9 protein-coding genes are annotated in these 13,299 nt (G+C 59.4%); 1 reads left to right on the top strand and 8 read right to left on the bottom strand.

The features are described 5' to 3' along the window. Nucleotides 1-385 precede the first annotated feature (385 nt). The 8 genes from QA646_RS28905 to QA646_RS28870 form a co-directional block, all read right to left on the bottom strand. Complete coding sequence (locus tag QA646_RS28905; protein WP_283060724.1) at nucleotides 386-2,395, bottom strand: methyl-accepting chemotaxis protein; 2,010 nt, start codon at nucleotides 2,393-2,395, stop codon at nucleotides 386-388. Between the two features lie 910 nt (nucleotides 2,396-3,305). Next, nucleotides 3,306-4,277, bottom strand: a complete 972-nt coding sequence (locus QA646_RS28900) for an AraC family transcriptional regulator (RefSeq protein WP_283060723.1) — start codon at nucleotides 4,275-4,277, stop codon at nucleotides 3,306-3,308. Between the two features lie 182 nt (nucleotides 4,278-4,459). Continuing rightward, entirely contained in the window at nucleotides 4,460-5,692 is a 1,233-nt protein-coding gene (locus tag QA646_RS28895; RefSeq protein ID WP_283060722.1) for an FAD-dependent oxidoreductase, read from the bottom strand. 30 nt (nucleotides 5,693-5,722) lie between these two features. Beyond that, a complete protein-coding gene (locus tag QA646_RS28890) occupies nucleotides 5,723-6,367 on the bottom strand; it encodes an FMN-binding negative transcriptional regulator (RefSeq protein ID WP_283060721.1) in 645 nt (214 codons plus the stop codon). 53 nt (nucleotides 6,368-6,420) lie between these two features. Then, a complete protein-coding gene (locus tag QA646_RS28885; protein WP_283060720.1) occupies nucleotides 6,421-6,639 on the bottom strand; it encodes a rubredoxin in 219 nt (72 codons plus the stop codon). 147 nt (nucleotides 6,640-6,786) lie between these two features. Continuing rightward, complete coding sequence (locus QA646_RS28880) at nucleotides 6,787-8,316, bottom strand: PLP-dependent aminotransferase family protein (RefSeq protein WP_283060719.1); 1,530 nt, start codon at nucleotides 8,314-8,316, stop codon at nucleotides 6,787-6,789. Between the two features lie 101 nt (nucleotides 8,317-8,417). Further along, on the bottom strand, nucleotides 8,418-9,641 hold the full coding sequence (locus QA646_RS28875) for an FAD-dependent oxidoreductase (RefSeq protein ID WP_283060718.1): 1,224 nt from the start codon (nucleotides 9,639-9,641) through the stop codon (nucleotides 8,418-8,420). A 36-nt stretch (nucleotides 9,642-9,677) separates the two neighbouring features. Then, nucleotides 9,678-11,114: an amidase gene (locus QA646_RS28870; protein ID WP_283060717.1), complete on the bottom strand. Its 1,437-nt coding sequence runs from the start codon at nucleotides 11,112-11,114 to the stop codon at nucleotides 9,678-9,680. A gap of 545 nt (nucleotides 11,115-11,659) precedes the next feature. Between QA646_RS28870 and QA646_RS28865 the strand changes: the two genes are divergently transcribed. Beyond that, nucleotides 11,660-13,273 carry an ABC transporter substrate-binding protein gene (locus tag QA646_RS28865; RefSeq protein WP_283060716.1) on the top strand — a complete coding sequence of 538 codons (1,614 nt, stop codon included), beginning with the start codon at nucleotides 11,660-11,662 and terminating at the stop codon, nucleotides 13,271-13,273. The last annotated feature ends 26 nt before the right edge of the window (nucleotides 13,274-13,299 follow it).

Genomic DNA, 13,299 nt, shown 5'->3' with positions numbered 1-13,299 from the left:
TAAGTGTCGCCGACTGAGGTGACGGGTGGCGCTCCTTTGCGCAGGGTCAACAGCTGAGCGTTGAGCGCCTCCATATTGTTAGTTGCCGAGATCATGCTTTCGCGTGCTCGCGCCAACACCTCTCCGATAGCGTGATGACAAGGTTCTTGCTCCACAACGATTAGCCGGCCACCACCTTGTTGCGTAAGTTCGCGGGACGGGAATCGGACGATCTGGGTCATCGTTTTCTTTCGAGATTATACCAGTTTTTACAAAGAGGCTCTGCAGGAAAGGCGTTCGTGTAACCCGTTCACATTTCGCGGAGCGCAAAGATATGATGGGAGTCAGGGAAAATTACCTCTCGGAATACGGCAGTTATTTCGGTGGCCTTCGCTCAAGCTGGACATCAAAATTCCTCCCATTCCTTCGATACTGCTGCTGTTGCAACCCTTGCACCGAAAGCACTGGTCAGTTTCTGGCCCAGGGCGCGTGCCGGAGAACTCATCGGTTTGTTCGTCCGATCGGCCATTCGGATGTTGGGCCGGCTATCATCGAGCTTGAAGCGGGCGATCAGGCGGGCCAGATTAGAAGCTTCCTCCGCTAGTCGGTTGGTGGCCGCGGTAGACTCCTCGACCATCGCAGCATTCTGCTGCGTTACCTGGTCCATCTGATGCACCGCGGTGCTGACCTCAGAAAGGCCGGACGACTGTTCGCGGGCGGCCGTCGCGATCGAATGAACATGTTCATTGATTTTCACCACGTGCTCCTGGATCAAGCCGAGCGCTTCGCCCGTGGCGGTTACCAACTTGACGCCTGACTGAACCTCCCCGCTCGAACGGGAGATCAATGTTTTGATGTCCTTTGCGGCGACGGCTGAACGCTGGGCCAACTCGCGCACCTCTTGAGCGACAACCGCAAAGCCCTTACCAGCATCACCGGCTCGAGCGGCTTCCACCCCGGCATTCAGCGCCAGAAGGTTGGTCTGAAACGCGATTTCATCGATTACGTTGATAATCTGGCTGATCTCGCCCGAGGCCTGGTCGATGCGTTCCATTGCCGATACGGCATCCTTGACCACAGCGCTCGACTGCTCCGTGCTGCGGCGCGCTTCATCGACCATGTGGGTCGCTTCCTGCGCTCGTTCTGTTGAATTCCTAACAACAACTGTGATTTCCTCGAGGGCAGAGGAGGTCTCCTCCAGCGAGGCAGCCTGCTGTTCCGTTCGCTTCGAAAGGTCCCCTGAAGCAACTCGCATCTCACCGGCGCCACTATTGATAGTATCGATGGCCGCACTAACCTCGCCAATCACGGAGCGTAGATTGGTCATCGTGGTGTTGACATTCTGCTGCAGTTCACCAAAAGCGCCCTGGAAATGCCCCTTCATAGCGTCGGTCAGATCACCTTCTGCTAGGGAGGTAATCACTCGACGCGTCTCGACAATCCCTATTTCCACCGAGGACACGAGCTCGTTGACGCTCGCCGCAAAGCGGTCGAGGTCAGGATTGCCATATTCCCTGTCGATACGTTGGCTAAAATCACCGGCAACGGCCGCCGCTACCACCGTTCGGATATCTGACTGCAGGTCTGAACTCTTTTTCTGGAAGATAGTTTCCTGAACACTCATATTGGCGACTTTAATGCCGTTCTGCTTGAACACTTCGACGGCTTTTGCCATGGCGCCCAATTCGTCGCCCCGTGTGGCGCCTGGGACTTCGATGGTCAGGTCGCCACTGGCGAGAATATGCATTGCCTCGGTCAGACGCCGCACCGGCTTCACGACCTGCACTATACCAGCAAAAGCTCCCAGCAAAACCGCAAGCAAAGAGCCAAGGGCAAGTACCGTGTAGCTCGTTGCGATAGTCGTGTTTGTCACGACATTTGCCGCTTCGTTCTTGCGCTTCAACTCGGACTTCGCCCATTCGTATTGTTTTGTCGCATCAGCATCGAATTTACTGCGCGCCGGAGCGAAACTGCTGGCGGTGAGCTTGAGTGCTGTTTCGTTGTCGTCGACCAATGCGGCTTTGATGATCGGCTGCGTGGAGGCGCGCACTGCATCCAAGTCCGCCTTGATCGTATTGAATTCTTCCTTTCGTTCTGGGTAGAACGCCGAAGCGGTTTCGACGAACTTATCGGTTTCATCAAAGACCTGGTTCAACTCCGCTACGGACTTCTCCATGCTCGTCCGATCGGACTCGGCAATCAGGCGGTAAAGCACTCGACCGATCGAATCCGAATTGCCTGTGACTTCCGCGAGCTTGATCGTACCGCTCGCATCATTATCCAACACTGCGCTGAAAGTTTTATCTATGCTGCGAAGTTTCATTGCCTCATAGATGCTGACACCGGCACCAATCGCGACCGTCACGAGAGTGAGAACCAGGAGCTTGGGCGCGATCTTCATTGAGTTAAGAGCCATGATGGGGATCCTTTGGACTTGATTAGTTGGATGGGAGATTGGAGTGGCGGCAGCGACAAATACTGCTACTGAAAGTATCGACAGGTGCTGCGCCCTACCCGGCTTCGGACAGTGGCGAACTGAGACTGAGAGGATTGGCCGATACCTGTGACGTCCATGCAAAAACCCTTGTGATACGCGCATTCATGAGCCCGATCTCACTTTGGGAACGAGGAGCGCTACGATCCATTCTGCGGCGGCGCAGGGCTGACTACCCGACGACGAACCGACTTCGGCAAAGTCGCGCTGGCTCTCAATGCGAGCGGCTACTCACTCCTTTAAGCGGCTGCGGTGGTTAACGCTTTTTTGCTTTCGGCGGCGGGAATGATATTGTCTGCGCAAACCGGCTTTTCCAGCGTATCGCGGATGCCCGGACCGCATCGTCCGAGCAACCCGACCAGATCAACGCATCCGCAATGCAGGAGACCTCTTGGCGCGAATCGACGCATACGGTTCAAAAAGGGAGCATCTCCAATCGCCCCCGCACAAAACCACCATGATATTGCCGGCGACAATCTACGCCGAGAGGCGCTCGTACGAGCTGGTGATCACAGCCCGCGTCGCGTCGAGAACCATCTGAAACTAACAGCAGACCCTGCGGCGAGCGCCGTTCCTTACCGGTCTATCGATGTCAGATGGGTCGCCTGAGCGGCACAGGTGGTCGGCGACAGCGTTGGTATGTTGCGAGAATTGCTTGTCTTAGCACGATTAGGATAGCGTATCCTGACCCGGTAAGGCATTCCCGTTCCGCACGATTCGAACCGAGTGTGTTGAGGACCAGACTGCATTTTGCCGCCAGCTCACGCTCATGGGCTGGGGGGGGCGAGCTCCACCAATAGCCGTTTCGGTCGTGCCGGCAGAACGTTGCACATCATGAAATTCTAACGCGGATTGTTTGGGAAGGCAGTTCGCCAAACTTCTTCCTATAGCTGATCGCGAACCGGCCTGCGTGCATAAAGCCCCATTTTTGCGCAAGTTCCATGACTGAAATACCCGGCGGCGCCTCCAGCAGCTCTTGCCGGACAGCAAACAGGCGGAGCTCTTGAAGAAACGCCATTGGTGTTGTGTTACGGAACCGTTGAAACATGTTTTGCAGGCTTCGCGTGCTCGTCGAGGCTTCGGCAGCGATCTGCTCTAATCTGATGGGCTCGGAGAGGTGAGCGTGCATATAATCAATGGCCCTCCTCAGTTGTTTTGGAGTGGTTGCACTGACGGGCCTCGCGACCGCCGAGGAGAAGTTGTGGGGCAGGGCTTCGAGGACCAGATTTCCGATGGTTTCTGTTAAGTTTGTCAGGGCAAGCGGAGCCTTTTGCAGGTTTTTTTCGCCCGTCAGCCCGGAAAATGCTGCCTCCGACAGCATTTGCAACAATCTTCCGGGCCCTTCTTCCAAGTTGATGTCTGGATAGAACTCTACGTCTCTGCGGATCGGACGCTCCAGCATATTGGCGAGTCTTTGCTTCAGGTCCGCCTTTTCCAAGAGAAGAAGCAGATGCCGCCGCCGCCCTGCTATTTCCACGCGACCTTCCATTTTGCCATCGGCAATGGTTCCGATCCCTGGAGTAGAGAAAGAACCCATTTTGGTATGACCGATGTGGGCGTCTCCGACGACGGGGAAGAAAATCAGCAGCTTGTCGCTTGCACCTTTCCGCTCAAATTGAATTTGACCTTCATAGCTACAGTCGACAAGCGAAAGCCTGTCGATGCTGCCAAACTTGCAGGAATACCTGATCTTTCCGCGAGGCTCCGTCCGGATCAGAGAAGCCGATGTTGACAGCAATGCAGACAACTCATCGGGGTCTGTTCCCTGAAATGAATTACCGTCCGAGACTGTCGTCTGGTCCATGCTGCCAATCACTCCCCGTGTCGATTTGTGGCAAGTCATCGCGTCGTCATGTTTGCAAATCGCCAAGAGCAGTTAGCGACTGCGCTCTTAATCGGTGCCTCTCTGTCGGAAATATCAACTGATCAACACCGCCGTTTACAGATGCTTCCGCCGGCATCCCTCTAACGGCGACGTCGGATTGGCTAATTCTGCAATAGGGCATCTACATTTGCCGACGAGCTTCCGGTTGTCCTGATGTCGAGCGTTTCATCCCTGGCGATCGCTGCCTTAAGCTTCCTGATCGGGCTTGCGACGTCGCGCACCGGCCCAATGGCGCTTGCGCCACGAAGCGCGCCGTCGGCCGTGACCGACAAAAAGAGACGCGCGGCACCCGATGTCGCGGGGATGGTAATTTCGCCAAGCGTCGGCAGGCCGGCAACCTGAAGCGCAAAATCATACTGGTTGCTCCAGAACCACGGCACCTCGTCGAATGCCTTTTCCTGCCCCAGCATGTTGCGCGCCACCGTGTCGGCCTGATCTTCCGCATTGCGCCAGTTTTCGAGCCTCAATGCGCTGCCGAAAATCCTGCTTTTGTATCTGCAGACGTCTCCGCACGCGAAAATGTCGGGATCTTCCGTCTGCAGAAGGGGATTAACGACGATGCCGTTGTCGACCGCGAGACCCGCCGCCTCAGCAAGTTCTGTCCGCGGCCGGACGCCGACGCCATAGACGACGACATCGCAAGCGATGGTTTCGCCGCCTTCGAAGTGAACGGCCGAGACTGCCTCTTTGCCTTCCAGGGAAGCCAAGCGGACGCCGAAGCGAACGTCCACGCCACGGCTTCGATGCTCGGCAACCAGTGCCTCGGACACGGCAAGCGGTAGACTGCGGCCCATGGCGTATGGTGCTATTTCGAGGACATGGACGTCGCAGCCGAGTTCTACTGCGGCGGCTGCGACTTCGAGCCCGATCACGCCAGCTCCGATCACGACGACCCTTAACCCGGTTTTAAGCGAGCGCGCGATTGCATCGGCGTGCTGAGGCGTTCGCAGCGGCCAGACGCCGTCCAACTCCGCGCCCGGCAGCGTCAACCGATTGAAGGCGGACCCGGTCGCCAGAAGTAGTTTTCCGTATGGGACGTCCTCGCCGTCTGCGAGCACGACGCGCTTGTTCTGGCGATCGATTCTTGCGACCGAGGTTCCAAGCCGCAAGCCGATGTTGTTATCGTCGAACCAGCTATTGGGAAAAAACGCACACTGATCGCTGCTCTTCTTACCGAGAAGGACGGCCTTGGACAGTGGCGGGCGGTCATACGGTGCATGAGGCTCGTCGCCGACCAAGGTGATGTCTCCGGTCCAGCCATGCTTGCGAAGGGCGGCTGCCGCCTTCGCACCGCTGTGGCCGGCGCCGACGATGACTGCGGGTTGCGTGTTCACGACGGAGTACCCCAAAAATCAGGTCGAACCTCAGGACTGGCGTGCCTTTTCGGTGCCGAAGGCGATCATGCTGCTGCTGATCAATTCGTCGCCCTGCTTCTGCAGCATTTCGCCTGCTTCGAGGATATCCCGCGCCTCGCGGTTTTGGCTGAGTTTGAACTTGCCCGTCAGGCGGGTGATCTCGATTTCAACCCCGACGATGGCTTTCAACATCATGTCGATATAGTCCTTGGGACTATCAGTCATCTTCCACGGATCGGCCTGCGCGGCCTCGTGCGTCCGGGTGAGGCGGGCGACCAGTCCACGCACATAGCGCTCGTCGTCGCGGATTGTGACGCGCCCATGAGCATGGACCACGAGGTAATTCCAGGTCGGGACCTGCTTCTTGAACTCGCGCTTGCTCGGATACCAGTTGGGCGCGATGTAGGCGTCGGCGGCGCGGAAGACGACCAGCACTTCGTCGCCGGTCGATACGTCCTGCCAGACGGGGTTTGCGCGCGCCACATGGGAGTGAAGGGTGCCGTGTTCTCCCTCCGACCGGTTCAGCTCAAAGGGAAGGTGGTTGGCGTCGAGGCCAGCCTTGCCGTTGGTGACGAGGATGCCGAGCGGGTTCTTCTCGACGAGGTCGAAAAGCGCTTCCGGACGGTTTTCGGCAAAGTGCGGGGGTACGTACATGATAACTCCTGGGCGCAATTGGCTGGCACGCTCATGGCGGGCTAGGACTGGTGTCAGATCTCGGTCATTTGGAATTCGGCTTTGGTGGCGCCACAGTCGGGGCAAGCCCACTCTTCGGGCACGTCGGCCCAGCGCGTGCCGGCTGGAATGCCGTCCTCGGGACAGCCATCCTTCTCGCTGTAAATAAAACCGCACAGGACGCACAGCCACGTCTTGAAAGGCGGGTTTTCATCGACGCCGCTTTCAAGCGTCGGAACGGTGTCGTCGCTCATGGCAATACTCCATTTCCCTGAAGCCAAACGGGGCTCACTCGATGTCTGGAGTATCCTTGATCCAAATTGGCCCATTTCATAGGACCAGTATCCGTCATTTTCGGTGAACCACACGAACCGTTATGGAAGCCCCGGGTCGGGACGGTTTCAGACTTCGACGGCCAGATGTTCGGGCTTCGACAGCGGGCCGCGGATCGCGCCGACGCAGGCATCGAGGACGTCTTTCAGCCGCCGGACGGCGGCTTGGAGTTCGCCAGGGGTGAACCCTCCAAATCCCAGCATCAACCCGAAGCGGGCCGGAGGATTGGCGAACATCGGCGAAATCGGCCGTACGACCAGACCGGCCTTGGCCGCGTCTTCGGCGATTTTCACATCGTCGATGCCGAGAGGCAGCCAGAGCACGACATGCATGCCCTGATCCGACGGCTGCAGGGTCGCCCACGAAGGAAGGTCCCGCTCGATCGCCTTGATCAGGGCGTCGCGCCGTTCCGAATAGGCGCCGCGGATCCGGCGCACGTGCGCCTCAAAGAGGCCCTCGCGCATGTAGCTTGCGAGAACATGCTGATCCGGCGTCGGAGAATGGCGGTCGATCATCGCACGCGCCCCGGCGAAAGCATCGATCAACGGTTCAGGCACGATCGCGTAGCCGAGGCGCAGCGATGAGAACAGCATCTTGCTCAGCGTACCCAGATAGACCACGCGGGAGGGATCGAGGCCTTGCAGGGACGGGAATGGGTAACCCGCATATCTCAGTTCACTGTCGTAGTCGTCTTCCACGACCCAGGCATTGTTGTTGCGAGCCCAGGAAAGCAGCGACGTGCGCCGTGGCATGCTGAGCGGCATGCCAAGCGGATATTGGTGGGAGGGCGTGACGAAAGCGACACGCGCGCCGGGACATCGAACGACTCCCTCCCTGACGTCGATGCCCTGCCCATCGACGGGGATCCGACAGGTCGTGATGTTGAAATTGCCGAGCACCGCCTCGATACCCGGATAAGCCGGATCTTCTGCCCAGACGGAATCGCCGCCGGTCAGGAGCACGGTTGCGGCCAGAAACAGACCCTGCTGCGTTCCGGCGGTGATGATGACCTGATCGGCAGTGCATTTCACCGCCCGCGCCTTTCGGACGTATTCGGCGATCGACGCGCGCAATTCCGGCAGCCCTCTTGGATCGATATATCCTGAGGGGGCTGCGGGTCTCGTTGCCCGGACACGGTTTCCCAAGCGCCGCCACTTATCGTCGGGAGCGACGTCGCCGGCCGGATGTGCGATTGCAAATGGCAGGGCGCGTTGCGGGCGCAGCGCCTTTGCAACGGCCGCAAGCCGGGCCACATTTTCGGGCAGCGGGAGCTCGCTCGCCGGCGCCTCGAGCACCATGTCCGGTGAAATTGGATCGGACGCGTCCTCATGGACATTTGCGACAACGGTGCCGCTGCGCGCCCGCGTCTGGAGGTAACCTTCCGCATAAAGCTGGTCGAAAGCTTCGACAATGGTGCCACGCGCGATACCAAGCGTTGCCGACAAGGCTCTGGTCGATGGCAGGCGTTCCCCGGGCTTCAACTCGCCCTTCGCAATCGCATCACGCAGGGCCTGGGCAAACTGCTGGCCGATGCGGCCGCTCGTCCGATCGAAAGATCGCAGCGAAGCGATTGTGATGAGGTCTTGCCGCCGCGCCATGATTTTCTGGACCACTTCCTGTTGAAAATATGGGCGAGGATGATAGACCAACGACGCCGGAAGATGAAGATCCTTCAGGCAACGGTCCGAGAGAATATTGGCTAGTTTCCCAATGCCGCCCGAAGCTGAAAACGAGGATTGGCAACCTGTTCCGGTGTCATGGGCGCTTGTTTGGCAAGAAGCTGACGGGCAAGAGCCTGATCATGAACACTGTTGAGGCTTTCGACGGCGCGTAGCCGGCGATCTACGAAGTGCCACAGGGAAAATGCACCCGCTTCGCCGTCACGCCTGACCGTCAAATCGACACCGTCCAGGAAGCCTACCCTTTGAAACTTGCAGAGGCGCTGATCGGACCAAAAGACGGGCGGAGCAATGTATGGGGCAGGGGATCCGGTAAGCGTCGCCGCCGCCGTGGCGGCCTGTCCGTGGGCGTTCTGAATACATTCGAGGCGTATCATCCTGCCGAGTTGCACACTTGGGAAAATCGTGCAGTCACCGACGGCCAGAATGGCGGGATCCGAGGTCCGCATGAATTGATCGACAACGACGCCGTTCGCACAGGCAAGACCGGCATCAAGCGCGAGATCGATGTTCGGTGAAGCACCGATGGCAAAAAGGCACATGTCCGTGTCCAGCCGGCGTCCATTGGTCAGGGTCACTGCGTGAAGGCGGGCGGCCCTTGCGTGGATTTCCGCAATGCCGGCCTCGAGGTGGACGTCGACACCGGCGGTGCGATGAAGCTCCTCGATCGCCTGGGCAATGTCAGGGGAGCACGAACGCGCCAAGAGGCGCCCATGAAACTCGACCAGCGAAACATCGCAGCCGACGCTTGAAAATGTCGAGGCCAGTTCAAGGCCGATCAGGCCCCCGCCGACGATCACGACTTTCTTGGGCGACCAAACTGCATCGCGAACGAGCCGGGCGTCGTCGAGGTCACGCAGGTTGATGACCCCACGCGGCACCGTACCGAAGCTTTTCGGCAAGCCTCTTGCATGCGCCCCTGTCGCAAGCACGAGGGAATCGTAATGGAGCCGCCGGCCGCCGTCGAGCTCGACAGTACGGTCCTGCCTGTCGATCCTGACGCATTTCTTGCCTGAAAGCAGTTGGATATGGGAGTCGCTGAAAAAGCGCTCCGGACGCAGCAGGATGTCGTACGGCGCGAGATCCTGCGTCAGATAGTTTTTCGAAAGCGGCGGTCGTTGATATGGAAGATCATGCTCCCCATTGATGAGCGTAATCGGCTCCTGGTAGCCCATCTCACGGCACTTTGCCGCGAGCTGAACGCCCGCGTGCGACGCACCGACGATGATCAATCCTCTTGGCACGGCGGTCCTCCCACCCCCCTTGGAGGTATTCTTAGCCTACGCCGCCTCCAGTCCTGATCGGGCGGTGTCGAGAACAGCCGGTGGCACGGCGGCCTCGAACGCCCGAGCGGCGAACAGCACTAACTCATCGGCCCGCATCGGACCGACGATCTGAAGGCCGATCGGCATTCGCTCGCCGTCGAGGGCGCAGGGAACGGAGATTGCCGGCAACTGCGTAATATTGAACGGGTAGGTGAAGGGGCTCCAGTTGGTCCAATCGTTCCCCCATTCGTCGACGCCAGCAAAACCCGCCGGCGGGATATCCATGCCCGCAGGCAGAGCCGCCGTCGGCATCTGCGGCGTGATGATCAGATCATAGCTCTCAAAAACCCGATTGAGACGAGCCGACAGCTCCACACGCTTGCGCGTCAATGCCTCGATCACGTTGGCGCCGCTGATCGCTCGGCCCCGCTCTGCCGCGCGTGCCATTCCGGGGTCGCAGCGCGACCAGTCTTCCCGCGCGTAGCTGCGCAAAATGAGGGCCGCGCCCGCTTCCCAAAGCGTCGCGAGAATGTCTTTGGGATCCTCAATGGCCAGGTCTATCTCGTCGACTGAAGCGCCGAGCCGCGCAAATTCAGCGGCGGCATGTTTGACCGCGGATGCGACCACAGGATCGACATGGTTCGCGAAGCCTAAGTCGATCGAGCACCCGATGCGCAAGCCCTTCAGCTCCTGATCGGAGATCTCTTGGTAGTTCGGCGGCAGTGTATTCCAAGCCGTCGGATCGCGATGGTCCGGCCGGCTGATGATGGACAGCATCGCCGCGACATCCGAAACACTCCTTGCGATCGGACCGATATGGGCAAGCCCGCCCATGGCCGACAGCGGGTAGGACGGCACCCTGCCGTAGGAGGGCTTGAATCCGACGACGCCGCAGAAACTCGCCGGAATGCGGATCGAGCCGGCGCCGTCGGTTCCCAGATGAAAGGCGCCCATCCCGAGCAGGGCCGCGACTGCGGCGCCGGCCGACGATCCGCCGCTCGTGCGCGACAAGTTCCAGGGATTGCGAGTGATCCCCGTCAAAGGGCTGTCGCCCGCACCCTTCCATCCGAATTCCGGCATCGTCGTTTTGCCGAGTAGGATGGAGCCAGCCTCCTTCAGGCGCGCGACCGCCGGCGCGTCGAAGGCCGTCGGGAGATCCGCAGTCAGCAGGGATCCTTGGCGATTTGGAAAACCGCTCCACGCGATGTTGTCCTTGATCGTGGCAGGCACGCCGTCCGCAGGTCCCAATTGATCACCGCGCCGCCAGCGCCGCTCGGAGACTTGCGCGGCGTTCAACGCACCTTCACGGTCGACGAAAACGAAGGCGTTCACCTTCGGCTCGAATCGTTCGATGCGTTCGAGACAGGCGCTCAAGACCTCGACCGGGGAGAATTCCCCGGAACGATAGCCCCTCGTCAATGCCTGAGCGGAGAAGGATGCCAGATCGGTCATAGAATATCCTTAGGCGAGACGCGCGGGCTTCGAGGGGACGATGAGTGGATAAATCGCTTCCGATCTGACTGACGCCCGATGCGCTTTTGAAGCGCCAGATAGCTGCAAATCGACCGGTCCAGAATTATCGAAGAGCCGGGGTGTTGGTGCCACGCGCCCAGCTGACGCGCTGCTTCTAGTGGTCTTTCTGCGTTCGGCAACTGGTATTCAGCCGATGGACCAGTTTTATCCGAGCCGAGTGAAAACCGCTGGATTCTGGACCTACTCCGAGACGCAACTGGACGTGATGATCTCACGAACTGAAATTCGGAGATGCTCATGAACCAGGGTGTTCGATGTCCGGCCCGTCCACAGCCGATGAGCAAGGCGGCCGGTCGTGCGGCATCCCCGAAGACCGGCGCCGTTTCGGGTCGGAGCGTCGCCTAACACCGTCGTCGAAATCTTTCACCTCAGGAAACCGGCCGACGCGAGGTCCGATCACGACCAATCCACCGCGCCTCAATGCGCAATCTTCACGCCGCATAGACAATAAAGGGGAACCAGCTATGCCGTCACTGAAAATTCTTCGCAGATCGTTCATCGCCGCGCTCGCGGCAACCGGGAGCATGATGGCGATGCCGTCCTTCGTCCTCGCTCAGGAGGCGGACAAGGACACGCTGCGCGTCGTCATGCAGGCGGACCTCAGGATTATCGACCCGATCTGGACGACGTCGAACGTCGTGCGCGACTACGGCTACATGGTCTACGACACGCTATTTGCAATGGATGCCGACGGCAAGATCCAGCCGCAGATGGTCGACAGCTACACAGTCAGCGACGACAAGCTGACGTACACCTTCACGCTCCGAGACGGCCTCCTATGGCATGACAATCAGCCGGTGACGACGGCCGACATCATCCCCTCGATCAAACGCTGGGCCGCGAGGGACTCCTTCGGCCAGACGATGATGACCTTCATCGCCAGCATCGAGGCGAAGGACGACAAGACCTTCGTCATCAAGCTTAAGGAGCCGACTGGGCAGTTGATCGCGGCGCTCGGCAAGCCGTCGTCCAACGTTCCCTTCATGATGCCGAAGCGCGTGGCGGAAACGGATCCCAACACGCAGATTTCGGATACCACGGGCTCTGGCCCCTACGTTTTTATGCGTGACCAATGGAAGCCGGGCGACCGGGCGATCTTCAAGAAGTTCGAGGGATACAAGCCCCGGGCGGAAGCTCCGTCCGGTCATGCCGGCGGCAAGGTCGCCAAGATCGGAACCGTCGAATGGCGAACGATCGCCGACCAGCAGCAGGCGATCAACGCGCTGATCAATGGCGAGATCGATATCATTCAGCAACCCTCCACCGATCTGTTGCCGCTGCTTGAAGGCGACGCCGCCGTGAAACTGGTCGACTGGGTCCCGGATGGCTACCAGTACAATCTGCGCTTCAATTCGATCGTCAAGCCATTCGACAATCCGAAGGTCAGGCAGGCTGCCCTCTACGCGCTCAACCAGCAAGATTTCCTGCAGGCCGCTATCGGCAATCCCGCCTACTACCGCGTCTGCAAGGCGATGTTCGTCTGCGGTACGGCGCTGGAAACGAATGCCGGCATGGACGACAAGCTGGAATCGAACTTCGTCAAGTCGAAGGAACTGCTGGCCGAGGCCGGCTACAAGGGCGAGCCGGTCGTTCTTCTCCACTCGACCGATCTGCCGGCACTCGTCAACATCGCGCCTGTCGCAAAGTCGCTGCTCGAGCGGGGCGGCTTCGTCGTCGACATGCAATCCATGGACTGGCAGACGGTGCTGTCGCGTCGGGTGCGCAAGGATCCTCCCGCACAGGGCGGCTGGAGCGCCATGGCGACCTTCTGGTCGACGGCCGACGTACTGAACCCCGTCATGGGAGCGTTCTTCAATGCCTCCGGCGACAAGGCGGCGTTCGGATGGCCGAACGACCCGCAGCTTGAGGAGCTTCGCTACAAGTTCGCGCGTGCCGCGACATTGGAAGAGCAGAAGGCCATTGCGCAATCCATCCAGATGCATGAGGCAGAAAGCCCGACGCACGTCGTTCTCGGCGAGTTCAAGATACCTTCTGCGGCGCGGTCGGACGTCAGCGGGTTCATACCGACCTCCACACCGGTCTTCTGGAATATCGAGAAGGGCAAGGTGAGCAACTAATCCCCCGGGTTTTCCTGTTTATGGCA

It is taken from the genome of Rhizobium sp. CB3090 (assembly GCF_029714285.1).
Taxonomy (GTDB): Bacteria; Pseudomonadota; Alphaproteobacteria; order Rhizobiales; family Rhizobiaceae; genus Rhizobium.
Note: the sequence above shows the minus strand (reverse complement) of the source record. Positions and strands in the feature narration are given on the sequence as shown.